This window comes from Allomuricauda sp. R78024 (assembly GCF_044596045.1).
Classification (GTDB): Bacteria; Bacteroidota; Bacteroidia; order Flavobacteriales; family Flavobacteriaceae; genus Flagellimonas.
In genome coordinates, this window is sequence record NZ_CP138995.1 from 932,077 (window position 1) to 955,207 (window position 23,131).

22 protein-coding genes are annotated in these 23,131 nt (G+C 38.5%); 4 read left to right on the forward strand and 18 right to left on the reverse strand.

Annotated elements, in window-relative coordinates; genetic code table 11:
* Positions 1-22 precede the first annotated feature (22 nt).
* Complete coding sequence (locus SJY44_RS04155) at positions 23-712, reverse strand: ComF family protein (protein ID WP_396591390.1); 690 nt, start codon at positions 710-712, stop codon at positions 23-25.
* A gap of 48 nt (positions 713-760) precedes the next feature.
* Between SJY44_RS04155 and SJY44_RS04160 the strand changes: the two genes are divergently transcribed.
* Together SJY44_RS04160 and SJY44_RS04165 are read left to right on the forward strand one after the other, a co-directional pair.
* A complete protein-coding gene (locus SJY44_RS04160) occupies positions 761-1,657 on the forward strand; it encodes a hypothetical protein (RefSeq protein ID WP_298924000.1) in 897 nt (298 codons plus the stop codon).
* 36 nt (positions 1,658-1,693) lie between these two features.
* Positions 1,694-3,235, forward strand: coding sequence for a glycine--tRNA ligase (locus tag SJY44_RS04165; RefSeq protein ID WP_396591391.1), 1,542 nt, complete (start codon positions 1,694-1,696; stop codon positions 3,233-3,235).
* Between the two features lie 21 nt (positions 3,236-3,256).
* Here SJY44_RS04165 and SJY44_RS04170 read toward each other — a convergent pair whose 3' ends face one another.
* From SJY44_RS04170 to SJY44_RS04190, 5 genes are all read right to left on the reverse strand, one after another.
* Entirely contained in the window at positions 3,257-4,924 is a 1,668-nt protein-coding gene (locus SJY44_RS04170) for a formate--tetrahydrofolate ligase (RefSeq protein ID WP_396591392.1), read from the reverse strand.
* 84 nt (positions 4,925-5,008) lie between these two features.
* Positions 5,009-5,533: a DUF4442 domain-containing protein gene (locus SJY44_RS04175; protein ID WP_396591393.1), complete on the reverse strand. Its 525-nt coding sequence runs from the start codon at positions 5,531-5,533 to the stop codon at positions 5,009-5,011.
* Positions 5,534-5,541: 8 nt separating this feature from the next.
* The gene (locus SJY44_RS04180) at positions 5,542-6,138 is read right to left on the reverse strand and encodes a DUF1287 domain-containing protein (RefSeq protein ID WP_396591394.1); all 597 of its coding nucleotides are present in this window, start codon (positions 6,136-6,138) and stop codon (positions 5,542-5,544) included.
* A gap of 49 nt (positions 6,139-6,187) precedes the next feature.
* On the reverse strand, positions 6,188-6,340 hold the full coding sequence (locus SJY44_RS04185; protein WP_299214652.1) for a hypothetical protein: 153 nt from the start codon (positions 6,338-6,340) through the stop codon (positions 6,188-6,190).
* A gap of 9 nt (positions 6,341-6,349) precedes the next feature.
* Complete coding sequence (locus SJY44_RS04190) at positions 6,350-6,778, reverse strand: DUF1801 domain-containing protein (RefSeq protein WP_396591395.1); 429 nt, start codon at positions 6,776-6,778, stop codon at positions 6,350-6,352.
* A gap of 388 nt (positions 6,779-7,166) precedes the next feature.
* On the opposite strand from SJY44_RS04190, the gene SJY44_RS04195 reads away from it, so the two are divergent.
* Together SJY44_RS04195 and SJY44_RS04200 are read left to right on the forward strand one after the other, a co-directional pair.
* Complete coding sequence (locus tag SJY44_RS04195) at positions 7,167-8,321, forward strand: N(5)-(carboxyethyl)ornithine synthase (RefSeq protein WP_396591396.1); 1,155 nt, start codon at positions 7,167-7,169, stop codon at positions 8,319-8,321.
* A gap of 94 nt (positions 8,322-8,415) precedes the next feature.
* Positions 8,416-9,483, forward strand: coding sequence for a methyltransferase (locus SJY44_RS04200; protein WP_396591397.1), 1,068 nt, complete (start codon positions 8,416-8,418; stop codon positions 9,481-9,483).
* A 61-nt stretch (positions 9,484-9,544) separates the two neighbouring features.
* On the opposite strand, the gene SJY44_RS04205 is transcribed toward SJY44_RS04200, so the two are convergent.
* The 12 genes from SJY44_RS04205 to SJY44_RS04260 form a co-directional block, all read right to left on the reverse strand.
* Positions 9,545-12,664 (reverse strand): WD40/YVTN/BNR-like repeat-containing protein, encoded by a 3,120-nt coding sequence (locus tag SJY44_RS04205; protein WP_396591398.1) that lies wholly within the window; start codon positions 12,662-12,664, stop codon positions 9,545-9,547.
* Positions 12,665-12,797: 133 nt separating this feature from the next.
* Positions 12,798-14,057 (reverse strand): hypothetical protein, encoded by a 1,260-nt coding sequence (locus SJY44_RS04210; protein WP_396591399.1) that lies wholly within the window; start codon positions 14,055-14,057, stop codon positions 12,798-12,800.
* 21 nt (positions 14,058-14,078) lie between these two features.
* On the reverse strand, positions 14,079-14,459 hold the full coding sequence (locus SJY44_RS04215) for a VOC family protein (RefSeq protein WP_396591400.1): 381 nt from the start codon (positions 14,457-14,459) through the stop codon (positions 14,079-14,081).
* Positions 14,460-14,552: 93 nt separating this feature from the next.
* The gene (locus SJY44_RS04220; RefSeq protein ID WP_396591401.1) at positions 14,553-15,101 is read right to left on the reverse strand and encodes a hypothetical protein; all 549 of its coding nucleotides are present in this window, start codon (positions 15,099-15,101) and stop codon (positions 14,553-14,555) included.
* Between the two features lie 151 nt (positions 15,102-15,252).
* On the reverse strand, positions 15,253-16,017 hold the full coding sequence (locus tag SJY44_RS04225; protein ID WP_396591402.1) for a hypothetical protein: 765 nt from the start codon (positions 16,015-16,017) through the stop codon (positions 15,253-15,255).
* A 155-nt stretch (positions 16,018-16,172) separates the two neighbouring features.
* Entirely contained in the window at positions 16,173-17,081 is a 909-nt protein-coding gene (locus tag SJY44_RS04230) for a hypothetical protein (protein ID WP_396591403.1), read from the reverse strand.
* 128 nt (positions 17,082-17,209) lie between these two features.
* Complete coding sequence (locus SJY44_RS04235) at positions 17,210-17,782, reverse strand: hypothetical protein (RefSeq protein WP_396591404.1); 573 nt, start codon at positions 17,780-17,782, stop codon at positions 17,210-17,212.
* A gap of 165 nt (positions 17,783-17,947) precedes the next feature.
* The gene (locus SJY44_RS04240; RefSeq protein WP_396591405.1) at positions 17,948-18,649 is read right to left on the reverse strand and encodes an aspartate/glutamate racemase family protein; all 702 of its coding nucleotides are present in this window, start codon (positions 18,647-18,649) and stop codon (positions 17,948-17,950) included.
* A gap of 33 nt (positions 18,650-18,682) precedes the next feature.
* Positions 18,683-20,743 (reverse strand): TonB-dependent receptor family protein, encoded by a 2,061-nt coding sequence (locus SJY44_RS04245; RefSeq protein ID WP_396591406.1) that lies wholly within the window; start codon positions 20,741-20,743, stop codon positions 18,683-18,685.
* A 42-nt stretch (positions 20,744-20,785) separates the two neighbouring features.
* Positions 20,786-21,892: a Gfo/Idh/MocA family protein gene (locus SJY44_RS04250; RefSeq protein ID WP_396591407.1), complete on the reverse strand. Its 1,107-nt coding sequence runs from the start codon at positions 21,890-21,892 to the stop codon at positions 20,786-20,788.
* 42 nt (positions 21,893-21,934) lie between these two features.
* A complete protein-coding gene (locus SJY44_RS04255) occupies positions 21,935-22,483 on the reverse strand; it encodes a cysteine hydrolase family protein (protein WP_396591408.1) in 549 nt (182 codons plus the stop codon).
* A gap of 29 nt (positions 22,484-22,512) precedes the next feature.
* Entirely contained in the window at positions 22,513-23,031 is a 519-nt protein-coding gene (locus SJY44_RS04260) for a hypothetical protein (RefSeq protein ID WP_396591409.1), read from the reverse strand.
* Between the last annotated feature and the right edge of the window lie 100 nt (positions 23,032-23,131).

The window sequence follows — 23,131 nt, forward strand, 5'->3', positions numbered from 1 at the left end:
CAAGCATTAATAAAATTTAACCTCATGGAACCACAGCAATACTAAGGACAGAAATATCAATATTTCCAATTTGATGAAGTTTTTTTGCACAAGCTTCTATTGTAGCACCTGTGGTGATAACATCATCAACCAATAAAATATGGCTAAAATTAAATTTGGAAGAAGCATTCAACTGAAAAACTTCTTTTGTATTCTCCCAACGTAATTGTCTATCCTTTTTTGTCTGTGTTTTGGTATTAATGATTTTAGTAAGCACATCATCCCTATATTCTGCATGGATAGATGCTGCAATGTTTTTGGCAAACAACGCTACTTGGTTATACCCTCTTTTCTTTATCTTTTTTGGGTGCAACGGTACTGGAATTACAACATCAACATTTTGTAGCACCTTCTCATCTTTTAAAAGGGCACCATACCAATCCCCAAAAAATGCTCCAATTTGCTCCTGATTTCTATATTTTAAATGATGTAAGAGGTTTTTAACAACACCATTTTTGGTAAAAAACACGAAAGAAGCTGCCTTTTTTATAGGAATTCTCCCATAAAATATAAGGTCTACGGTATTCTCATCGGCATAGTTGTAATCGGTGAGTGGTAATTCATGTCGACAAACGGTACACAAAATGCTTTCTCCTCTGGATAATTGTGCATTACAACCAAAACAGACCAATGGCAATAGGATGTTATTAATATCGTTTAGTATCTTAGCCAACCTTTTTATATTCAAATCTTATTACATATTATAGTAGTGTATTAACCCATGGATGCCCAGGATAACAATTTCAACTACAAGATTATTTTTGCAGCACTAGTTGCTGTAATTGTGGGTATTCTCATAGCCTTCTACTACAGTTATGCGCAGTCAAAAAATCAAATGTCTTTTTTAGAGCAGGGAAAATCTCTTTTGGTGAAGGATTTAACGCTCATGAAAGCAGAGGTAGATCGATTGTCTGGACTTAATGAGGTTAATGATATTGAGTTGCAAACTTCAAGATTCAAGGTACAACAATTATTGGATTCCGTAGGCCGTCTGAATTTCAGTATTACTAAATTAAAAGAGACTCGTAAAGAGCTTCGTATGCTTGAGATCAAGTTTGATAGCTTGAAACTAAAGAACAACTTTCTCAGATACAACAACAGCTTATTGGCAAGCAGGTTTGAAGAAACGCGAAAGCAGTTGGAAGATGCAAGGGGAAGAGCAAACAATATGGAACAGGCCGAGTCTTTATTGCGAGAAACCAATAAAGAACTTAGCAGAGAGCTTAAAATTAAAAGCTACTTAAAACTGCAAGATGCTGAGGGCAGTGGGTTTAGATTAAGAGCAGGAAGACCTTTGAAAACCAATAAGGCATCCACAATAGAAAAATTAAGAGGCTGCGTCACCATTTTAAGTGATGAAACTGAAGATGGCGATGTAAAAGTGCTTTATCTACAATTCTTAGGCCCTGACATGGCCGTTATAGAAGATAATGCCAGTACTATTTCGGTTAGTGGTAATACCTACAGCAAAAAAGTAGAAATCGTTTACACGGGAAAAGAGATCAGCGTTTGTGATGCTATTACAGTTCCAGAAGCGTCCTTGCAAGAAGGAATTTACACCCTTAATGTTTTTGAGGACGAAAGACTTCTTGCTTCTACAGAATTTCAGCTGAAATAAACCTCTTCTTTTGGGGTAAAATTCTATTTTTGCCCAATGGCAAATCAGGAAGACATTTTTAAGAAAGTTATCTCTCATGCAAAGGAATATGGATATGTGTTTCAATCCAGTGAGATTTACGATGGACTCAGTGCAGTGTATGACTATGCGCAGAATGGAGCTGAGCTAAAGAAGAATATTCGTGAATATTGGTGGCAGGCCATGGTGCAGCTCAATGACAATATTGTTGGGATTGATGCAGCCATTTTTATGCATCCTACCACCTGGAAGGCATCTGGGCACGTTGATGCTTTTAACGACCCACTTATAGACAACAAAGACTCCAAAAAAAGATATCGCGCAGATGTTTTGGTTGAAGATCATGTAGCCAAGATAGAAGCTAAAATAGATAAGGAAGTTGCTAAAGCGGCCAAACGTTTTGGTGAAAGTTTTGATAAGAAGCAATTTTTAGAGACCAACCAGCGAGTGGTTGACTACAAAACAAAGGGAGATGGAATTCTAAAGCGCTTGGGCAAGTCCTTGGAAAATGAAGACTTAGCTGATGTAAAAGCTCTGATTGAAGAATTGGAAATTGCCTGTCCACTTTCAGGTTCTAAAAACTGGACAGATGTTAAGCAATTTAACTTAATGTTTGGTACTAAGTTGGGGGCTTCTGCAGATAGTGCAATGGACCTTTACCTTCGCCCGGAAACAGCTCAAGGTATTTTTGTCAACTTTTTAAATGTTCAGAAGACAGGCCGAATGAAGATTCCCTTCGGTATCGCCCAAACAGGGAAAGCATTCAGGAATGAGATTGTTGCACGGCAGTTTATTTTCCGTATGAGAGAGTTTGAACAGATGGAAATGCAATTCTTCATCAAACCAGGTACGCAACAGGAATGGTATGAAAAATGGAAAGAAAAGCGAATGAACTGGCACCTATCGTTAGGTATGGGAGAAGATAATTATCGTTTTCATGACCATGAAAAACTAGCACATTATGCGGACGCTGCTGCTGATATTGAGTTTAAGTTCCCTTTCGGATTTAAAGAATTGGAAGGTATTCATTCCCGTACTGATTTTGATTTGAGCCAGCATGAAAAATTTTCAGGCAAAAAACTACAATATTTTGATCCAGAACTTAATGAAAGTTATGTTCCCTATGTCTTGGAAACTTCAATAGGGTTAGATCGTATGTTTTTAGCTGTATTCTCTAACTCTTTAAAAGAAGAAGAACTGGAAAATGGAACAACGAGGACCGTTCTTAAACTTCCAGCAGTATTGGCACCGACTAAAGCAGCAATTCTGCCTCTTCTAAAACGAGATGGCTTACCAGAAGTTGCTCATAAACTTGTTGACGAGCTCAAATGGGATTTTAATGTGGTCTATGATGAAAAAGATGCGGTGGGGCGTCGTTACCGTCGTCAAGATGCGGCTGGTACTCCATTCTGTATTACAGTGGATCATCAAACCTTAGAAGATGATACAGTTACTATCCGTCATAGAGATACTATGGAGCAACAACGTGTGTCATTATCAGAAGTAAAAGAAATTATTACAAAGGAGGTTGATATGCGATACTGGTTACAACGTATTTAATCAAGCGAGTTATCCTGTAAGCTAAAACAAGCCGGTGATTTCACCATCCTCATTAACGTCAATACCTTCAGATGAGGGGCGTGCGGGTAAGCCTGGCATTCGCATGATATCACCTGTAATTGGGACCAAAAAACCGGCACCTACAGCTATTTCAATCTCTCTAACGGTAATAATAAAGTCTTTTGGTCGTCCCAAAAGTTTAGGATTATCCGATAGCGATTTTTGGGTCTTTGCAATACAAACAGGTAAATGGTCTAAGCCCAAATCGGAAATTTTCCGCAAATGTGCTTTCGCTTTTGAAGTATAATCTACATGCTCCGCACCATAGATTTCGGTGGCAATTGTGCTAATTTTATCCATAACACTAGAAGTCCAATCATACAAAGGTTTAAAATCTGAAGCATTGGACTCCACCACATCAATGACATGTTGTGCCAACTCCTCAGCGCCTTCCCCACCTTTGGCCCAAACTTCGGCCAAGGCCACTCGAACACCTTTAGATGAAGCCAGTTCTTTGATAACCTCAATTTCGGCATCCGTATCGGTAACAAACTTGTTAATGGCAATCACAGGAACTATATTGAATTTGGCAATATTTTCCAGATGCTTTTCCAAATTGGGCAGTCCTTTTTTAAGTGCTTCCACATTGGGCTCTGTCAGCGATTTAATATCCGCTCCGCCATGATATTTAAGAGCACGTATGGTAGCAGTAAGCACCACGACTTCGGGTTTTAAACCAGCACTTTGGCATTTAATATCAAAGAATTTTTCAGCGCCTAGGTCAAAGCCAAAACCAGCTTCGGTAACCGTGTAGTCAGAATAGGACATACCCATTCGTGTGGCGATTACGGAGTTGGTTCCTTGCGCAATATTGGCAAACGGCCCTCCATGGATGATTGCAGGATTCCCTTCTATGGTTTGCACCAAATTGGGTTTGATAGCATCTTTAAGCAATGCGGTCATGGCGCCTTCGGCTTTTAAGTCTTTGGCATAAATGGGATTTTTATCAAACGTATAGCCAATAAAAATGTTTCCTAGCCGCTCTTTTAGATCACTTAGGTTTTCAGCCAAACAAAGAATGGCCATGATTTCAGATGCCGCAGTAATATCAAAACCCGTTTCCCTGGGCACACCAGATGCGGTTCCGCCCAAGCCCACAATAACATGTCGTAGAGAACGGTCGTTCATATCCATAACTCGTTTCCAGCCAATGGTCCGTGGATCTAAGCGCAAAGACCTTGTCTTACTTTGAATATTGTTATCAACTACAGCGGACAAGAGGTTATGGGCTTTTTCAATAGCGGCAAAATCACCAGTAAAGTGAAGATTAATATCTTCCATGGGGAGTACTTGCGAATACCCACCACCAGTGGCACCACCTTTTATTCCAAAGACCGGTCCCAAAGAAGGTTCCCGTAAAACCACTGTAGTCTTTTTGTTTAATCGATTTAGGCCCTCGGTCAGTCCAATGGACATAGTTGTTTTTCCTTCTCCCGCTGGTGTTGGGGAAATGGCTGAAACCAGAATAAGATGACTTTTGTCCGCACTCTTTTTGTCGATTGCCTGCAATGGGATCTTGGCCTTATACTTCCCATACATTTCAATGGTGTCCGGATCTACTCCAAATTTTTTTGCAATTGTTGAAATGGGTTGAAGTGTGATGCCTTTGGCAATTTGCAGATCGGTCATTGAAAAGATGTTTTGAGTTAATTCCGAAGGCTTAAAAAAAAACTCCGTTTTATGACATACAATATACTATAATCATGTGATTATTTAATCTCGTTTGTTTCCTCTTTTCTTTTTAAAATAGGTTTTATCCGCTATATAAATGGTTTTCTTAACCTGACAATACACTATGGTTTGATCCTGATTGGTGAGTGAGGTGGTTTTAAGAATTTCCATCTCGTTTTGGAGCGCAATCTGATTTCTAATTTTTTCCAATTCTTCCAAGGTATACGTAAAATGGGCATAGAGATTTTCCTTTGCCGGACGTTTAAAGAACACCTCTGCAGATTTGTCCCAAACCACAAAGTCGGTACCAAGCAAATTGATCAATTGTACCATAGGAATTGGATCCACCGCAGAAAACATACTACCTCCAAAAATAGAATTGACATAGTTCCTGTTCTTGTAAGTAATAGGGAGTTTTATAGTAATACTTAATAAATCTTCTGAAACATGGATTATTCTCCCCGTACTTCTACGGTACATAGGGGATAGGTTGAACCCATATTTAAAGAGCGTATGCTTTTTTATAAACTTGGCGCCTACTTCTGCTAAATTTTGATACAGTGACATACAGTTTTCTAATTAGTGGGTTGAACGCGTATAAAGCGATAATGACCAATAATCTTAAAGTCAAAAAGCATGTCTTCCATAACCTGGCCACTTCCAATATTATGGACGATCAAATTCCGTTTGTTATCGCTTGATTTTTTATTTACAACAATACCAATATGGGTAATGGCACCTCTTAGATTCCAACACACAACGTCTCCCGGAAGATAGTCCTCAGCATTGGTTGATATTGGTTTTTCTGCACCTCTGCGTTTAAAGAAGGTCATTAGATTGGGTACCCTTCTATGGTCAATGTTTTTATCCGTAGTGCCAAGGCCCCAAATTTTTGGATAAAGATTAAAATTGGCCTTCATATCCTCGTGGACCAGTTGTTGGAGGTCAACACCTACTTTTCGATAGGCTCTAATTATAACATCAGTACAGACACCTTTGTTACTTGGGACATCTCCATTGGGATAGTCAATGGAAAAATAACTTGGGTCATAGGTTACGTCCTGTTTTGTTAATTCCAGAGCACTGTCGACCAAATCAACTTCTTCAATTACGGTTTGGGACCAAACAATATTGCAGAGGAATAATAGCAGTATCAAAAGTGTTCTTTTCATAGGCCTTATAAATGCTAAGATAACAAGCAAAGTAGTAAGAGGTTACACTTTAACGTTGGGTTATGAATAGGGGATTGTTTATAAACCCCCTGGTTATGTCATCTACCAACTTGTGATAATTGGTACACCTGCTCTCCCATTCCTCAACCAAATGCTGACATTGGGCTTCATTTTTCTCAGCCATGTCAATATAGCTTTGCATGGTGCTTAATTATAATCCTAATAATGGAAGGTGTTTTATACTGTGATAGGTCAACGCTGCTTTTATGCATTGTTTTAGTTCCGCTTCTGGAAGTTTGTCATCCAACTGAAAAACGATGGCTCGGTTTTTTTCAAAAGTAAACAAGTCCTTAAACACGGTTCTGAACGAGGGCACCAATTGGCTTGTGCATTTAAAATAGAGTGCGTATTGGTTTGGCGCTTTGGATTTCCAATCCATGCGTAGGGTGCTTCCTTTTTTAGCCAAATAACTGGGCTCTCCCCATTTGAGCGTTTCTTCTAAAGACTTGATTTCACCTACTTCCGTTGCCACTTCTAAAACCAAGGCACGTAGACGTTCCATTTGCTTTTGAACGGTATCAGGATAGCGATTAAAAACTGCTTTTACCTCAGGGTTGGATTGTAGTTGTATTGTTTTCATTTTGAATTCACCAAAATACCAATAATTTGTATTGGTACGAAAAGCTACGGCTAAGAATTGCTCTTTTATGTAAAAGGTAATTCTTTTGAAAGCGCAAAATATAGGATGTGGTGACGGTTTTGTGTATGAGAATTTTCCGTAGGAAAATCACATGTGGAAAATTGCAACTATCTTTACCATAGTATTATTCATCTGTTGATATTAATTATCCCTTCGCACAACTTTAGCGAATTGCTGAGGCTTTCTTTTTTGAGCCCTTATTTTGATCAATGAAACTCTAGTGGCCAACTTAATGCCTGATTGCTAGTAAGTAACTATCTAATAGTGATTTTAATCTTACGCATTGCTCATGTCATTACTCTGCAATTCGTTTCAATTCAAAAAAAAAATGGCTTTTTTACAAATGGGAGTTATTGGAACTTCAAAAAAAGAAGATGAAAGGCGCGTGCCTATTCACCCAGAACATTTAAAAAGACTTCCGGAACATATTCGCAGACAACTTATTTTTGAGAGGGGTTATGGCTTACCTTTCAATATACAAGACCAAGAAATTAGCGACTTAACAGGTGGAATAGCTTCACGAAGTGAAATATTATCCGACATTGGTTCCGCCATTATTGCCAAACCCATTTTATCTGATTTAGAAGAGCTAAAAGATGGTGGTACTATTTGGGGGTACCCTCATTGCGCCCAACAAATGCAAATTACACAAACAGCTATAGATAAAAAGTTAACCTTGATTGCTTTTGAAGATATGTATGTGTGGCATCCTAGCGGACAAATGGGAAGGCATACTTTTTATAAAAATAATGAAATGGCCGGTTATAGTGCGGTCATACACGCACTTCAATTAAAAGGAATAGATGGTCATTATGGAAACCAACGAAAGGTGATCATTTTTAGTTTTGGTGCTGTAAGCAGAGGCGCCATTTACGCCTTAAAAGCACATGGCTTTAGAGATATTACAATCTGTATTCAAAGACCGGACCATGAGGTTAGGGAAGAAGTGCTAGATGTACATTATGCTAGGGTTAGAAAAGGAAATGAGAACGAGCCTCGATTGATTGTTGTTGAACATGATGGCACAGAACGGCCGTTATTGGATTTAATACATGAATCTGAAATAATAATTAATGGAACGTATCAGGATACAGATGCCCCAATTGATTATGTAAAAGAAGATGAAAAATCTATGCTTAAACCCGGCACACTAATTATAGATGTGAGTTGTGATGAAGGCATGGGATTTTATTTTGCAAAACCTACCACTTTTAAAAATCCTCTCATAGCAATTGATAAAATTGATTACTATGCAGTAGATCATACACCAAGTTATTTTTGGGAAAGTGCTTCCAGATCCATTTCGGCCGCATTAATTGTGCATCTACCATCTGTGATATCTGGTCGCGAAAGTTGGAATGAAAACAAGACCATTAAAAATGCCATAAATGTTGATAAAGGTGTAATCATAAAAGACACTATTCTTAGGTTCCAGAATCGTAACACGGACTATCCACATAAAGTAAATGAGCTAGTGAACTAAATAGTTTACTTGATTTTAATTTTTTATCAATCACATAAGTCGCAGGAATTACTAGATAAGATGCGACCCGTTTATGTGAAAGCAAAACCAATCTATGATCACAGATATAAATATAAACAAGCCAGAACCTATTGTGTCTGGAAAACAATTAGAACTGTTTGATGGCGCTACAGACCCTAGGCTTGCAATCGAAATATTGGAAGCTGGTAAATCGGTATTAATAGCAGCTTTTTACAACAATGGATCGTTACTTCTTAAGGAGTTGCATAGACATCTTAAAAGAAAGTTACCTAACAAGTCTTTTCAGGAGCAACGTGAGTATCGGTCAGAATATCGTAAGCTGTCAAATCTTATTTTAATAGAAATTGCAGATCATAAATTGACAGTAAAAAAGTCACCTTCTATTGGTTGGTTAGAAAAACTTTATCCAGAAACTGGCGATTTCCTATTGTCCTTTCCTAAAGTTCAAGGCCTAAATAGTTCTTGGCAATGGTACCAAAATGGGATTTCCATTCCGGTATTACGAAATAAAGTACATCCATATTACGGCACTTATTTTCCTACTCGTTTTGATCATTTGAAACTCTTCGACAATTGGTTAAAACGTTATAAAGGACCTAAAAAGTCCGCAATAGATGTTGGGATAGGGAGTGGCGTACTTTCTTTTCAAATGATAAAATATGGGTTTCAGAAGGTTTTTGGCACAGACACAAATCCTAATGCGATTGTTGGACTAACAGAGTATATGGCAGATACCAAGTTGTCTAGAAAGATAGCATTAGATTTAGGACATCTTTTTGGCAAGTGGGAAAAGCAGACCGAATTGATTGTTTTTAATCCACCTTGGTTACCAGAACTCCATCATCTGGATAGAAATGACGAGGCTATTTATTACAATAAAAATCTATTCCCTGATTTCTTTGCAGGAGCAAAAAAAAGGCTGTTGCCTGAAGGAAAACTCGTCATCGTATTCTCTAATTTAGCTCAAATAACTAATTTGACAAAAGACCATCCAATAGAGAAGGAACTAGCTGAAGGTGGGAGATTTCAATTGGAAAAATGCTTTAAAAAAACAGTGAAAGCTGCTTCTGAAAAAACAAAGCGAGATCAACACTGGCGTTCTTCTGAAGAAGTAGAGCTTTGGGTTCTGATTAATAAGTAAGTTCTTCTTATGAAAGACTAGTCATGGTTTTTTATCATCATAAAAACCATGACTAGGGCTTCTATTTCATTTTTTTAATGGGCTCTGCACCTATATCTTCCAAAACAGCATTCACCTTTGGCAAATCTTTCTTTAAAACCCCATTTAGATTGCCAAGATGTTCTTCCAATTCTGCGGAAAGTTCTTTGTAAACTTTATACGCTCCGTTGGTGGGCTTAGCATCACCACTTTCAACACTACGCCTTAAGGATGCCAGTCGGTTATTCAGTTTTATTGGGAAATTCAAAGGATCTTGACCTGACTGATTTTTAACCTGATACAATTCTTCTTCAATTGCAGTGATTTTATTCAAGAAAGGAGTAATGGTCTTTTTGAGAGCTGAACTTGAGATTTTTTCCTTGTTGGTGTTAATTTTATTTTGCATTTCACGAATATGGATAACAGCTTCATTGGCGGAACTGGTCTTCTGCATAATGTTATTGGCCAGCTCAAACTGCTCTTTTAAATCAGCTTCTGTAATCCCTTTAAGATTAGGATCCATCGAAATGGAGAAAGGATACGTTTTCTCATAATCCTTTGTTTTCATTCTGATTTTATAAGTGCCCAAAGGAACTTTGGGACCCCTTTGAGGACGAGCACTCCAAATAATCATTCCTTCAAATTCAGTAGCACCGGGATATCTCAAATCCCAGGTAAAGGTATTAATGCCCTTCGCAGTAGTGGGTTTTGATGAGCCTCCTTTTTGCCACCATGGAATGTTGGGGTCTTCTTCATATTCAGGCTTGCTTCCAGTGAACGTATTGATGAGGTTGTCATTGGCATCCAAAACTTCAAAAGTGATGGTGTCCAATTGCTCTTTAAGATAATATTGGATAGATGCATCTTGGACACCTCTAATGGCATCCGAAGGTTTAAAAAGGACGGCAGCTTGATCTTTCATGTCGTCCTTATATTGCCTCAAGGGATGAATATCATCCAAAATCCAAAATCCACGGCCATGTGAGCCCAAAACCACATCATTGTCTTTAACCACTAAATCGCGGATAGGGGTATCTGGTAACTCTAATTGTAAACTTTTCCAGACGGCACCATCGTTCATAGAAAAATAAACACCATGCTCAGTTGCTAAAAACAGGAGTCCTTGCCTTACGGGATCCTCACGAATCGCTCTAGCAAAATGACCATCTTCAATTCCGTTTATAATTTTTGTCCATGTTTTGCCATAATCATGCGTTTTAAATACATAAGGCTGTCTGTCATCCACCTGATAGCGATTGGCGGCAACAAACAAGGTTCCCGGGCGATGTTTAGATTCATCTATAATACTAACTCTGGAGAATTTTGGTAAATCCTTAGGGGTAATGTCCTGCCAATTTCCACCTCCGTCTCTTGTAATATGTATTTTTCCGTCATCTGATCCGGCCCAAATAGTATTGATGTCATGGAAGGAGGGTGCCAAGGCAAAAACGGTCGCGTAGATTTCAGGGCCGTTCATATCCATGGTGATTATTCCTCCTGTTTTTCCTAAGGTAGTGGGGTCCGCATACGTTAAATCAGGGCTGATTTTCTCCCAAGATTGTCCATCATCCGTTGTTTTCCATACATGTTGTGAACAGGTATACATTACGTTGGAGTCCTGTGGCGCAAACATAATGGGGAAGGTCCATTGCCAACGCTCCGGAAGTGCTTCAGCAGGTTCGCCAGAAAAAAACCGAGGATATACCTGAATATCTCTAGATTGTCCATTGCTACGGTCATAGCGAGTCAATAGTGCGCCTTGGCTTCCCGCATAAAAAATATCCAGATTTTCGGGATGTTGGGTAATCCATCCACTTTCGCCACCGCCAACAGCATAGAACCAGCCATGGTTGGGTCCTCTTGCTTGCATATGGTCCCATCCGTCACTGGGCATAGCCAATGTACTGTTATCTTGTTGCGCACCAGCAACATGATAAGGCACATCGTTGGTTGCCATTACATGATAAAACTGTGTGGTCACGTAATCCTGTTCTGTCCAGCTCTTTCCTCCATTGATACTGACATTTCCACCCCCGTCGTTGGAATTGATCATACGATCAGGATTGCTGGGGTCTATCCATAAATCATGGTTGTCGCCATGTGGTGTTTTTATAATAGTGTCAAAGGTCTTACCACCATCTGTTGATTTATAAAATCTGGTATTGAGACCATACACCGTTTCTTTGTCCAAAGGATCGGCATAAATTCTAGAATAATAAAAGGCACGTTGTCTCAGTTTCCGCTCATCGTTGGTCCGTTCCCAGGTCTTGCCAGCATCATCTGAACGAAAAACCCCTCCTTCATTAGCTTCTACAATGGCCCAAACTCGATTTGAATCTACAGGAGAAACCGTTACTCCAATCTTTCCTATAGGTCCAGCGGGCATTCCAGCATTACCGGTAAGGTCTGTCCAAGTATCACCACCATCTACCGACTTCCATAGCTTACAGTCGCCGCCACCGCCCCACATTTTCCATGCTTTGCGTTGTACTTCCCATGTGCTGGCGTACAAAACTTTTGGATTATTACGGTCGATGATCAAATCTACTGCACCTGCTTTTGGACTTGCATACAATACCTTTTCCCAAGTTTCACCGCCATTTGTGCTTCTAAATACACCACGTTCTTCATTGTCCCCATAAGGATGACCCAAGGCCGCAACGTAGACAATATCTGGATCTGTAGGATGAATTCTGATGCGTGACACAGCTTGTGTTTCTTTTAGGCCTAAATGACTCCATGTTTTTCCACCATCAATCGTTTTATAGACACCATCACCTTGGGTAATGCTTCCGCGCAATTGCACTTCTCCCATACCAATGTAGACGATATCTGGATTGGTTTCGGCAACCGCCACAGCACCGACAGATGAACTGGTTATTTGGCCATCAGTAACGGCTTTCCATTCGTTACCTCCATCCGTGGTTTTCCACAATCCGCCACCGGTAGCACCAAAATAGTATTCGTTGGGTCTGCTTGGACTACCAGCACATCCTAAAGATCGTCCACCGCGATTTGGCCCAAGGTTACGCCACTCCAGTCCTTCATAAAAATTTTTATCAATTGTGGTTGATTCAGCTGTTGCTGTTTTGTCCTGTGCCAAAAGGGTAAAGGCACAACTTAGAAAAGCGAAGAGAAATACAATTTTGAGGTGTTTTTTCATTTTTGAAGGTGTTTTGCGTTGGTTCTGGAGAGCAAAAAAATGTTTCATGTAACGACCTACAAGATAAGATAATCAAGTGAAAAAAGATGAGAGAAGAGACTTTGGTTTTTCCTTAAAATCAAACGGGATTCTATTAATTTTTTCGTTGTGCTTTTATATAAACATCAATAAGGTCTGGGCGGTCATTTACAAAGCGAAGCGTGGTAAGCCCGTCCTCATTTTGAGAAATTATTGCCGGAATGGAAGATGTGGTCAAAAACCAACCCGAAGGGAGCACCACCGTGTTTCTATTTCTGCCAAAACTCCTATCCCACACCAATTGATTTTTATAGACCATGTAACGATTGGCATCAGTGTAGGTTTCAGTAATGCGAAGGCGTTTGGTTTCCCCTTCTTTTAGGGGATCATACCAGATAGCAACGACTTCTGTTTCTGGAGTGATTTCTGAATTGATGGTAATACCGCGTTTTGAAATTGCCTCTCCTTTTAAGGTTTCAACCTTCAATTCTTCCCCAGTATCCAAGATAATAGCAGAGGGTTTAGATGCCTTACTACCAGGTCTAACAACATTTATGTAGCGATCCATACCAAGTCTTGTTTCGGTATAATCGTGATATAACAAAAAGGAATGGGTTTCTGGTTGCTGTAAAAAATAAACGATGTCTCTGTTTTGAAATGCACGCTCGTTAAACTGCCAACCCAAACGTGCTTTAGAGGCATCTCTTCCGCTTCCATTTGTGGGCACATAACTTTCTTCTTGGGGCAATTCTATTTTTGAAGTGAGCTTTGTTGCTTTTATTGTTAGGGGCACTGCCTGCGCACCACGATTTAAGAAACTTACCTTAATACGGGCATCAGCTGTAAGTTGTACTTGTGATGGGTAATTGCAATGTGTTAACTCATAACCCGAAGGTAAAATAATGCTATTGCGTTTGATGCCCAATGATCTTGAAAATACAATGGTATTATCTTCACTAAAATAACTGGCAGGGTCTTTATAGGTTTTGTCAATACGTATTCTTGCCTGTCCGTTGTTAGAAATTGGTCGCGCCAAGGTCACTTGAAGGTAATCGGTATCTTCAGAAGCTCTGGCCAATCCATTTTGTGCAGCGGTTTTCCCATCTACAATTTCCCAGACCAATGTTTTTCCTGAAAAGAGATCCCAAACTTTGTTTACCTTGTGTTCGCTGCCTTTTCTGAGCGTGTTCCAGTAGTATTTTGCGCCAGAAGTTGTTCCACTTACATCATACACAATACGAAAAGATTGGGTGTCTGGTGCTAAAAGTTCGTATTGGGTATAGCTATCTGTCTGCGTTTGTTGTGCCTGTAAACAGAAGGAAAACAATAAGAGAAAAACGAAGTACGCTGTGGTTGATGTCTGTTTTATGCTCATGAATGGTTTTTAGTCTGTGGTTTAATTTTTAATTCTCCAAGGCGGGTTTAACCTGTTTTCTCCAGCATGATATAAGATGATTTGGTTTCCATCAACATCTTTTAATCTTGCTTCTCGCCAAAGCCAAGGCCTATCACTGGGCGGCTCGTCAAAAACGATTTCTTTTTGTGTGAGGGCGGCTATGTATTCATCCAAATTGTCGCACTCAAAATAGACATAAATGCCATCCCCTTTGGGCAATTGCTCCACCAAATGTATAGAAAAAGTGGCATGACCGTCTGGGCACTCAAAACGGGCATAATGGGGTAGGGCCTTTACGATTAGTTTTAACCCCAATTTTTCATAAAAGGGGATTGATTTTGTTAGATTTAAGGAAGGGACGGTTATTTGGTTGAGGTTCATTGTTTGTTTTTTACTGACTCTAGTAATTCCGAGTGGATTCGGATGTAGTCGAATCCGCCGTAATTGCGGTTATACCTTGTTGACAATAGTTTTTTAATTTTCAATTGTAACTGATTCAGTCGATAAGTCAATAATTAAATTATAAATTCCGTTTTTTTGGCTGTCATCAATTTTTCTTTTCCGCTTTTTTATAGAAATCGAGTATTTCGATTCGTCAATAAATATTAGGTTTTCAAAAATCAAATAATCAACTCTTTTATTTTTTAAGTTTTTCCAAATTCTATTGGTCAAATCGTGTTTGTAAACAAGTGACTTTAGTTTTTTTAAATCTTTTTTTGTTTCCATCAGGTCTTTCCTATATTTCCATTCCGAATTTTCGAATCCGCTCTTACTATCAATCAATTCCCAAGTTGCTCTATTATGTGTTTTTACACTGTCAACCAATTTTTGATTTACTCTACAGCCTGCGACAGAAACCTTTTCAATATTCCATTTTTGATTTACGGTTTGTTCCGCAATGTCAATTTCACGATGCGTTCCGTAAGTTAATATTCTATGTTTTCCTTGTTCATTTTCACCTTGTGAAAAGCTTTGAAAATGGGTGAAGAGAATAAGTAATATGATTAAGAATGTGTTTTTCATTAAATTATTGCCAACGGTTCGGCTATGATTTCGGCCTGGGAAATCCGGCAGCATTTTTCAGACAGGAATCAGGCCGTTTTAAAGTTAATGATTTTTGTTTTTTGAAAAATGTAAGGCTGAATTATAGCCATTGTTACAAGCAGCCTTTTATTTATTCCAGTTTTTTTACAACATTGTCCAGATAATCGACTACTAGATTAAAAGTGATTTTATTGTCTGGGAATTCTTTTTGCATGTCCTCCCTAAGTTGGATGAATGGTGTCAGAGCATAGCGGTTGTTCTCAATCCCGTCAACAACAGACAAGTAAAGAATGTAATTTCCATTTTCTTTTTTAACGTAAACGTATTTAGTTACCGCTTGATCAAAATATGTTGTTTTTGTAAGTCCATCGGCAATTTCATTTATCTCCGATACCGTAATGTTATTCTTGTCGAAAGCAATTTCGTGTTTCATGATTCCATAAGTGCGGGTATCTGTCCCGAAATCCCCTGATGAGTCAAGAAAATAGGCATATCCCAAAATCGGCAGGGTAGTAACAACAAGTCCAATTAAAGATACTCCGATTACCCTCCACCAATTATGCACTTTACCTCCTGCACGGAGATGTTCCTTTATTTTGTCTCCCTGAAAATGGATTACCAAGAAGTATGCAATGCCCGTATAAACAAGAGGAATTATTTGATTAGGTATATTGATGTTTTCAGGAATGGCGAAGGCAATAATAAAAACGACTATCGTCGTCAAAACTGCATAAGTCCATGACTTTTTTACCTTATCTAAATCCTTGAAAACTTTGAAGTTCTCAGCTATGAAATAACCAGCCACCAATGGTCCGCCGATAAATGTTCCAACCCAAAAAGCTTTGTCTTTAAATATTTTTTCTTGTGGTACTTGGTTAGTTGTTTGTTCTTCCATTTAAGTTTTGGTTGCTTGTAACGGTATTGTATATGGCACGTTGCCATATTGGTAGTTTTATATTATTCAGCCGTAACTGAGGTTTATTAGTAGGGGAGAGTTTAAAGTTAGCCAAATTTTGGCAATGTGCTATATACGTTGTTAGGCAACGTTTTTTATTCGTAATAGAGATATTCATATTCTATTACTTCTTCTCTTTTCCTATTTGCAAAGCCTTTCGCGTTAGTTATTCGCGTATTGATTTTACGCATTAATAATGTGTCTTTATAAATATACTCATACGTAAATGCTAAATCGTTATTATGATAGAATAACGTCTTAATCAGTCTGCTATCATTGTAATTATGGACTTTTCTTTGAAAATCATCATTTTTTATATCATACTTTTCTATTTCTTCAATGAGTTGACCATTTTCATTGTACATAAAAGTATGAATGCCTTCGTTGAATCGTGTCTTCGTGTAATCGGAAATTAAAAGATTGTCTTCATTGTATTTCTCGACAGTTTTCGAAATCTGAAGACTGTCGATTATTGTCCAAAGTTCTTTAGTCAGATATCCTTTGTCATCTTTATAAGAACGATAGAACTTCTCTTTTTTTCTTTCTAAGTCGATCACTTTACTTAATGTGTCTGAATTTCGTAAACGTGAGTCGATATAGCTTTTTAATGAATCAGAATTGTTGATTCTGTATATCTCTTTGTATATATTACGCGTTCTGGTTTTGGGTTTCGGCACACTTACTGTATAAGTCTCACGAAGATTATTTTCGGAATCATAGTCATAAATTGTCTTATTAAGCGTATAGTTTGAATGTGCGTAATAGCTAGATGTTTTTTTATCATTTGAGTAAAATTCTGCAGTTATCCACGTCATTAAATCATTATTCCAATCCTCAATAATTTGCGTTGTTTTATTAAAAGTCAATCTTCCTTTATTGTCGTAATTTTTTAGTCCGACAATCGTATCGTTTTGAGTTTGAATTTCAGATTTCAATGTTTTGTTTTCTACATCGCAAGAAGTGAATATTAAGATAATTGGTAATAAACATATGGTTTTATGCACGATGTTTTTTTAATGTTGCCTAACGGTTTTGTGTATGGCTCGTTGCGGGAAATCAGCTATGATTTTCCGCCGTAACCGAAAGATAGCAAATTGCAATGAATTCCGACTAGGAATTCAGCCGCAATGAGCTATACACGTTGTTGTAACACGTTTTTTATTCCGTTAAATATTTTATTCAATTCAATTTCTCGTTTTTCAATTCCGCCTATTTTGTCAATTTTCTGCCCGAATATTTTACTCCAAAAATTTCTCTTCGTAAAATCATAGGTGTAGTTAAAATTCGAGTCAAATTCCGCAATGTAAAGTTTGGATTTCAAGACTTTTCCATTCTTAATAAACTGAACTTCTTTTCCTTTAAGTCCTTTTTCGAGTATTGATATAATTCCATTTCGATTCCGTTCATTAAATTCCAATGCTGGATTTCCATAAGTTTTTCCGTCATCACTAAAATCGTGCTGATAGAAATATTCTCCTTCCACATATTTATTATAACCTGGAACTGTCGGATTGAAAATTTGCAAATAAATCAATAAGCCCTCTTTTAAATATCCAACTCTAATTACAGTCAGAGAGTTTTGGTCAGTCGATTTAAATGTCTCGATTTCGGTTTGATTTATTAATTCAGAAGTTGAGTTTTCAAATTGTCCGCTGTCAATTAAAACTTGGTTAATAAACTCTTTCCAATTTCTGAATTTCTGCATTTTCTTGATTTGGTCAAATGTGTTACAACTTGTTTATAAGGATGTAAAATACATCGTTATACCCCTAAATATAGTGGATAATCGCTGTATTTTGTAAGTGATATCTGTGATTTTAAAAGAAAAGGTTATTTCTTTAAAAGCATAGGCCGGTGCCAGAAGGTTAATTTATCCGGCCGTGGGCTTTTCTGTATCCAATATAAAAGCCAATATACTTCTAACATGGATCTTTGTGGTATCAAAAACAGGAACTGTAAAATCATCTTTTCCAATCAACATCGGAATTTCTGTGCAGCCCAATATAATTCCTTCAGCGCCTCTCTCTATTAATTGTTCTGAAAATTGCATGAACTGCTTTTTAGATTTTTCGGTAACAATTCCTTTACCCAACTCTTCTTTTACAATGTGTTGAATGGTATCTATAGCCGTTTTTCCCTCTGGTATGAGAACGGCAATATTGTTTTCTTCCAGTTTTTGTCTGTAAAAATCCATTTCCATCGTGAACTTGGTTCCCAATAGCCCAACCGTACGCAGCTTATCTTTTTTTATGGCATTTGCAGTACTGGAGACAATATGGATGATCGGAACATTAATTCTGGATTGGATTTCATCTGCAAACAAATGTGCGGTATTGGCACATAATGCAATTGCATCTACCCCGCTAGAAACCAAACTTTTGCAGGCATCATAGATGAGGTCAAAAGAATTTGTCCAGCCTTTTCTCTGTATATCAGCAAAATTTAGGGAGTACAGGATACATTCTACAGATTCTAAGCCTCCCAATTTTTGGTTGACGCCCTCATTTATATATTTATAATAATCCAGGGTAGAAGTCCAACTGATTCCCCCAACCAATCCAATTTTCTTCATTCAGTGTTTTATAAGTGATATCTGTGATTTTGATTAGAAAAGATATGCTATTCTTGCACCACCATAAAAGTTTCTGTCATTACCGGGATAAAAATAGCGGGGCAGAGCACCACCAAAACTGGAGGCATTAATCAGCACTGATTGAGCGTAATTCGTATCAAACAAATTGTTTGCTCCAACATTCAATCCTAGCGAAAAATGCGAAGATAAAGTGGTCTGGTAGGCTAGCTTGGCATTAAAGATATTAAAAGATTCACTATCCAAAGTATTGGCATCTGTTAGGGGAATCTTATCCACAAATTGGTGGGTAAGGTTCAGTTGCAGGCCATTGGTATGGCGCAAATCCAGACCAGAGGCAATCCTATTCTTGGGGACACCTGTTAACGGATTCCCGGAAAAATCATTTTCACCATCCACAAAATCCACAAAACTATGGTCGCTCAAGGTATAGCTGAGGTAAGGAGAAAGTACCATCTTTGGAGAAAGCCGCAACGCATATTTGACATCCACCTCTAAACCTTGGTGGCGCGTTTCACCAGCGTTCCTGCCAATAAATTGGTCTTCGCCCACCCGTTGGGCTACCAACAGATCATTAATGTTCATCCTAAATGCCGTGAGATTAAGGGATAATTTCTTTTTTAAAAGTGCAACATAGGCACCCAGCTCATAATTGGTCCCAGTTTCTTGATCAATATCTGGATTGATGACCCCATCCGGAGTCAAGGTTTCTTCTAAACTAGGATTGGAAAAACCACGACTTATATTGGCATACAACTTTCCTTTTGCAAACAGGTATTGGAGTCCCAAACTGGGTGAAAGAATCGTATTAAAATCCCGTTCTGCAGAAGTGTTTTCATCTCCTTGATTGAACAGATCTTGGAAATTATAGTTGGTCTTGTTAAGGTTGAGCCCTATTTGCGCAGAGAACGATGGTGTAAAGGGATATGTGAAAGATCCGAACAAATTTAACTGTCTTCTAAACTCACGGTTTCTGCTCAGGCGATCTCCTTGTAAACTTCCGTTACCATTGTTATCGCGAAACAGGTTCTGAAAAGTGCCCCAGTGGTATTCATCCTTATAAAGTTCTCCTCCCAAAGTGTATTGCGCCTTGCCCAAATTTCCTTCAAATTGGCTGCGCAATCCAAAACCGTTGGTAAATTCATCTAAAATATTAAAGGGGCGTGGCTCGTAGTGGTCCAAATACGAATAAAAAACACTTGTAGTATTCCTTAGGTTCTGATTGAATTCATGAGAATATGATATTCCTGCCAGGGTATATTTGTTTGCTTCAAAACCTTGTGCGGCCAACCAATTTCCCGCAGCTCTAGTAGGGTCTTCATCAAAATCTGTTTGATTAAGGGAACTGGGAATCTGGGCAGTGTAATCTATATAGTTGATCAATAGCCCCAAGCTGCCTTTGGAGCTAATTTTAGCGTTGGTATTCAGTAAAAAACCATCACGGTCAAAGTTGTTGTTTTGTCTGTACCCATCGGTTTCAAAATGATTGTAGCTAAAGGTTAAATCAAAGTTTTGCTGCGAATGTTGAAAGGAAAGATTCTCTTTTAGCATGCCATATGATCCTATGGTAAAACTATTGGCCAGTTTGGTCTCATCAACTTGTGGGCCTTTGGTGTCCAGTAAAATAGCCCCACCCAAATTGGCTCCAAAGGAGGTGGCTTTTGGCCCTTTAATGATTTCAATGGACCCCAGGTTTTCAAAATCGAAGGCCTCAATGGTTGATGATCCCGTGCCATTGGTAACGGGAATACCATTAAAGTACAAACGAAGTTTATCCGTGCCAAAGGGTGTTCGTGCACCCACACCTCTAATGGTAATGCGGTTTGTATTTAAAGCTCCAGAGAGAATATAAACTCCAGCCACCTGATTCATGGCGGAGGCAATATCTATAGGATTGAATTTTTCAAAAGTAGTAGGACCAATAGTTGAGGCAGCTGTAATTCCTGTTGCTTTCTTGGCAATTACATCTTCTATGAGAATGATTTCATCCAATTGGGTAACGGAATCTTTCTTGATTTCCTGTGCAACAAGCTGTGCAGTAAAAAGCAAAGATATGATTGAGAAAAGACCTTTCATGTAGTTATTGAGGTGATGTTAACATAGGATTTAAAATGTAAGCTACTTTTTTAGTCGAATTGTTTTTCCTTTTTTGGCACTTTCTCTTGCTGCATCCAAGATTTCCATCACTACCATATTGTTTTCCAAAGAAGAGAGGTTGTTGGGAGGAAGCGTAATTTTGTTTTTGACCACTGCTGCAAAAACGGAAAAGGGATCGTTCATGGGCGCTTGTCTTTCTTCAAGGGTAAATTGCTCTTCGCTAAAGCCATCATAACCTTCTGCCATACGAATACGTAGAGTGTTACGGTTATCAGCATAAATGGCTCCAGTTAACCCATAGATTTCCATGTCTTTTCTGCCCATGGGCCAGTTCCAAGAAGGCTCTAAAATCGCTTGCGAGTCATCATAAGTAAGGATGATAGTGGCATCATCATCTACCTTGGGATTATTTTCTGCCTGTAGTTGTTGGGTGACCGCAGTAACAGTGTTTGGTTTTTGCCCTTTTTTAAGCCAGGTCATTAAGTTGGCGCCATAGCACCCAAAATCCATGATAGCGCCTCCTCCGTTATCTTTTGGGTCCAACAACCAATCCAAAAATTCACTATTGATTCCCAGTTTGGCGGGCCCGCGATGCCCATCTCTTACTATGACTTTTCTTAAATCCCCTACTTCCCCCTGATCTAATAGTTCTTTTGCCTTATGGTTGGTGGGGTACCATGTGGTTTCATAATTGGTGAGTAAATGAATGTTATGTTTTTCTGCAAGAGTTTTCATTTGCTTGGCATGCTGTAAACTTACTGCCAATGGTTTTTCCACCATGACATGAATACCTTTTGGAGCACAGGCTTCAACTACTTCCAAATGTGCATAGATGGTCCCAAAGGCGGTGACTGCTTCGGGTTTTGTTGCAGCAATCATTTCTTCCAAAGTATTAAAGACCAAATCCATGGAATAACCATATTGTTTTGAATAGCGTTCGGCCAAATCTCGATTAGGTTCCACCATTCCTACAATTTCGATATCGCCAATATCTTCCCGACCTAAAACCCAATGCACATGCGTATGGGTAAGACCCGCTACGCCTATTCTAAGTGGCTTTTCTTGAGCTAGGCTTTTGGGGATATTCATAAGAAGGCAAAAAATAAAAACAACTGCATATCGAAGCATAAAATGATGTTTGAGAGAGAACTATAAAAATAGCAACTAATTCTATAGTTCCTTTAAAAAGGATGCTGTATCCTTTATGGTTGCAAATTCATCTTTAAGATTGGTCAATGCAATATTGTGAATTACTTCTGCACTGTATTTTTCTCCTGCAACTCCAATTTTATTGAAAGAAGCAGTGGCATCAGAAATTAATGTGGCATTAAACCCAAGATTGGAAGCCATTCTGGTTGAGGTAGAAACGCAATGTTCAGTTGTTAGCCCAACAATGACCACATCTGTAATCTTTTTGTCTTTGAGCTGGGACTCTAGATCCGTGCCTATAAATGCACTGTTGACATTTTTCTGTATAATTGGTTCGCCATCTTTGGGTTCAACTAAAGGGTTGAAAGCATTTCCTTTTTTAGTTGGATGCAATGGAGATTCAGGATTTGTGGAACAATGTTGAATATGAAATCTTGGTAGATCTTTTGTTCTGAAGGCTTCCAAGATTTTTTGACAATTGATTTCTGCCTGAGGATTGCTGCGTTCTTCTCCATAATAGTCCACTTCCTGTAAACCCAGTTGGAGATCAATTAATAATAAGGCTGTCATCTATAAAAATTAGACCTTAAAATTAAGGATTAAAACCTGAAGCCTACGGATAAACCCGCTCGATACATAAATGTATCCTGAAAATCTTCTGGGTTGACATTTCTACCAAATCCACCATGAATTTCCAAGGTGAATTTTTGACTTCGGGTTGCCCACTTGTTCCCCAAGCCCAGACCCAATGCTACTGTGCTGTACTCGTTGTCCCTGAATGCCAAAGGATCTCCTGTTTCATCATCTTCTCCGGTATAATAAAGGCCAAAAGCTTCGGCAAAAAAACCACTACGGGGTTGGTATCCAAAATATGCCCTAAAGTTGGCGCCAATTCCAAAATCCCCATTGTAATCCGTAGCATTGTTATCAAAATAGACGGTTCCTCCAAAACTGGTATCCTCACTTAAATAATATTCGTAAGAACCTTCTATAGTACTGGTAGCTATAAAAAGCCCAGCGTTAAATTTTATCTCGTGGTTATTGCTAAATGCCGGATACGCTTGGGCAACCATAAAACAACTAGAAAGCAAAAAGCCCAAAAACAATAAATTCTTCATGATAACGATTTTAAATCCAACAGGAATAATCAATTAGCGTTCCAAAAATCAAATTTAAAACATGTCCATCAAATAGTTCAATTTTAAAGAGCCAAACACA

Excerpts from the sequence above, each read along its gene's own strand:
- SJY44_RS04185 (WP_299214652.1), bottom strand. The coding sequence starts at position 6,340 with ATGCAAAGCTATATTGACATGGCTGAGAAAAATGAAGCCCAATGTCAG.
- SJY44_RS04200 (WP_396591397.1), top strand. The coding sequence starts at position 8,416 with ATGATCACAGATATAAATATAAACAAGCCAGAACCTATTGTGTCTGGA.
- SJY44_RS04255 (WP_396591408.1), bottom strand. The coding sequence starts at position 22,483 with ATGACAGCCTTATTATTAATTGATCTCCAACTGGGTTTACAGGAAGTG.
- SJY44_RS04175 (WP_396591393.1), bottom strand. The coding sequence starts at position 5,533 with ATGTCACTGTATCAAAATTTAGCAGAAGTAGGCGCCAAGTTTATAAAA.
- SJY44_RS04250 (WP_396591407.1), bottom strand. The coding sequence starts at position 21,892 with ATGCTTCGATATGCAGTTGTTTTTATTTTTTGCCTTCTTATGAATATC.
- SJY44_RS04205 (WP_396591398.1), bottom strand. The coding sequence starts at position 12,664 with ATGAAAAAACACCTCAAAATTGTATTTCTCTTCGCTTTTCTAAGTTGT.
- SJY44_RS04225 (WP_396591402.1), bottom strand. The coding sequence starts at position 16,017 with ATGGAAGAACAAACAACTAACCAAGTACCACAAGAAAAAATATTTAAA.
- SJY44_RS04210 (WP_396591399.1), bottom strand. The coding sequence starts at position 14,057 with ATGAGCATAAAACAGACATCAACCACAGCGTACTTCGTTTTTCTCTTA.
- SJY44_RS04160 (WP_298924000.1), top strand. The coding sequence starts at position 761 with ATGGATGCCCAGGATAACAATTTCAACTACAAGATTATTTTTGCAGCA.
- SJY44_RS04180 (WP_396591394.1), bottom strand. The coding sequence starts at position 6,138 with ATGAAAAGAACACTTTTGATACTGCTATTATTCCTCTGCAATATTGTT.
- SJY44_RS04195 (WP_396591396.1), top strand. The coding sequence starts at position 7,167 with ATGGCTTTTTTACAAATGGGAGTTATTGGAACTTCAAAAAAAGAAGAT.
- SJY44_RS04235 (WP_396591404.1), bottom strand. The coding sequence starts at position 17,782 with ATGCAGAAATTCAGAAATTGGAAAGAGTTTATTAACCAAGTTTTAATT.
- SJY44_RS04215 (WP_396591400.1), bottom strand. The coding sequence starts at position 14,459 with ATGAACCTCAACCAAATAACCGTCCCTTCCTTAAATCTAACAAAATCA.
- SJY44_RS04240 (WP_396591405.1), bottom strand. The coding sequence starts at position 18,649 with ATGAAGAAAATTGGATTGGTTGGGGGAATCAGTTGGACTTCTACCCTG.
- SJY44_RS04170 (WP_396591392.1), bottom strand. The coding sequence starts at position 4,924 with ATGACCGATCTGCAAATTGCCAAAGGCATCACACTTCAACCCATTTCA.
- SJY44_RS04245 (WP_396591406.1), bottom strand. The coding sequence starts at position 20,743 with ATGAAAGGTCTTTTCTCAATCATATCTTTGCTTTTTACTGCACAGCTT.
- SJY44_RS04165 (WP_396591391.1), top strand. The coding sequence starts at position 1,694 with ATGGCAAATCAGGAAGACATTTTTAAGAAAGTTATCTCTCATGCAAAG.
- SJY44_RS04220 (WP_396591401.1), bottom strand. The coding sequence starts at position 15,101 with ATGAAAAACACATTCTTAATCATATTACTTATTCTCTTCACCCATTTT.
- SJY44_RS04260 (WP_396591409.1), bottom strand. The coding sequence starts at position 23,031 with ATGAAGAATTTATTGTTTTTGGGCTTTTTGCTTTCTAGTTGTTTTATG.
- SJY44_RS04190 (WP_396591395.1), bottom strand. The coding sequence starts at position 6,778 with ATGAAAACAATACAACTACAATCCAACCCTGAGGTAAAAGCAGTTTTT.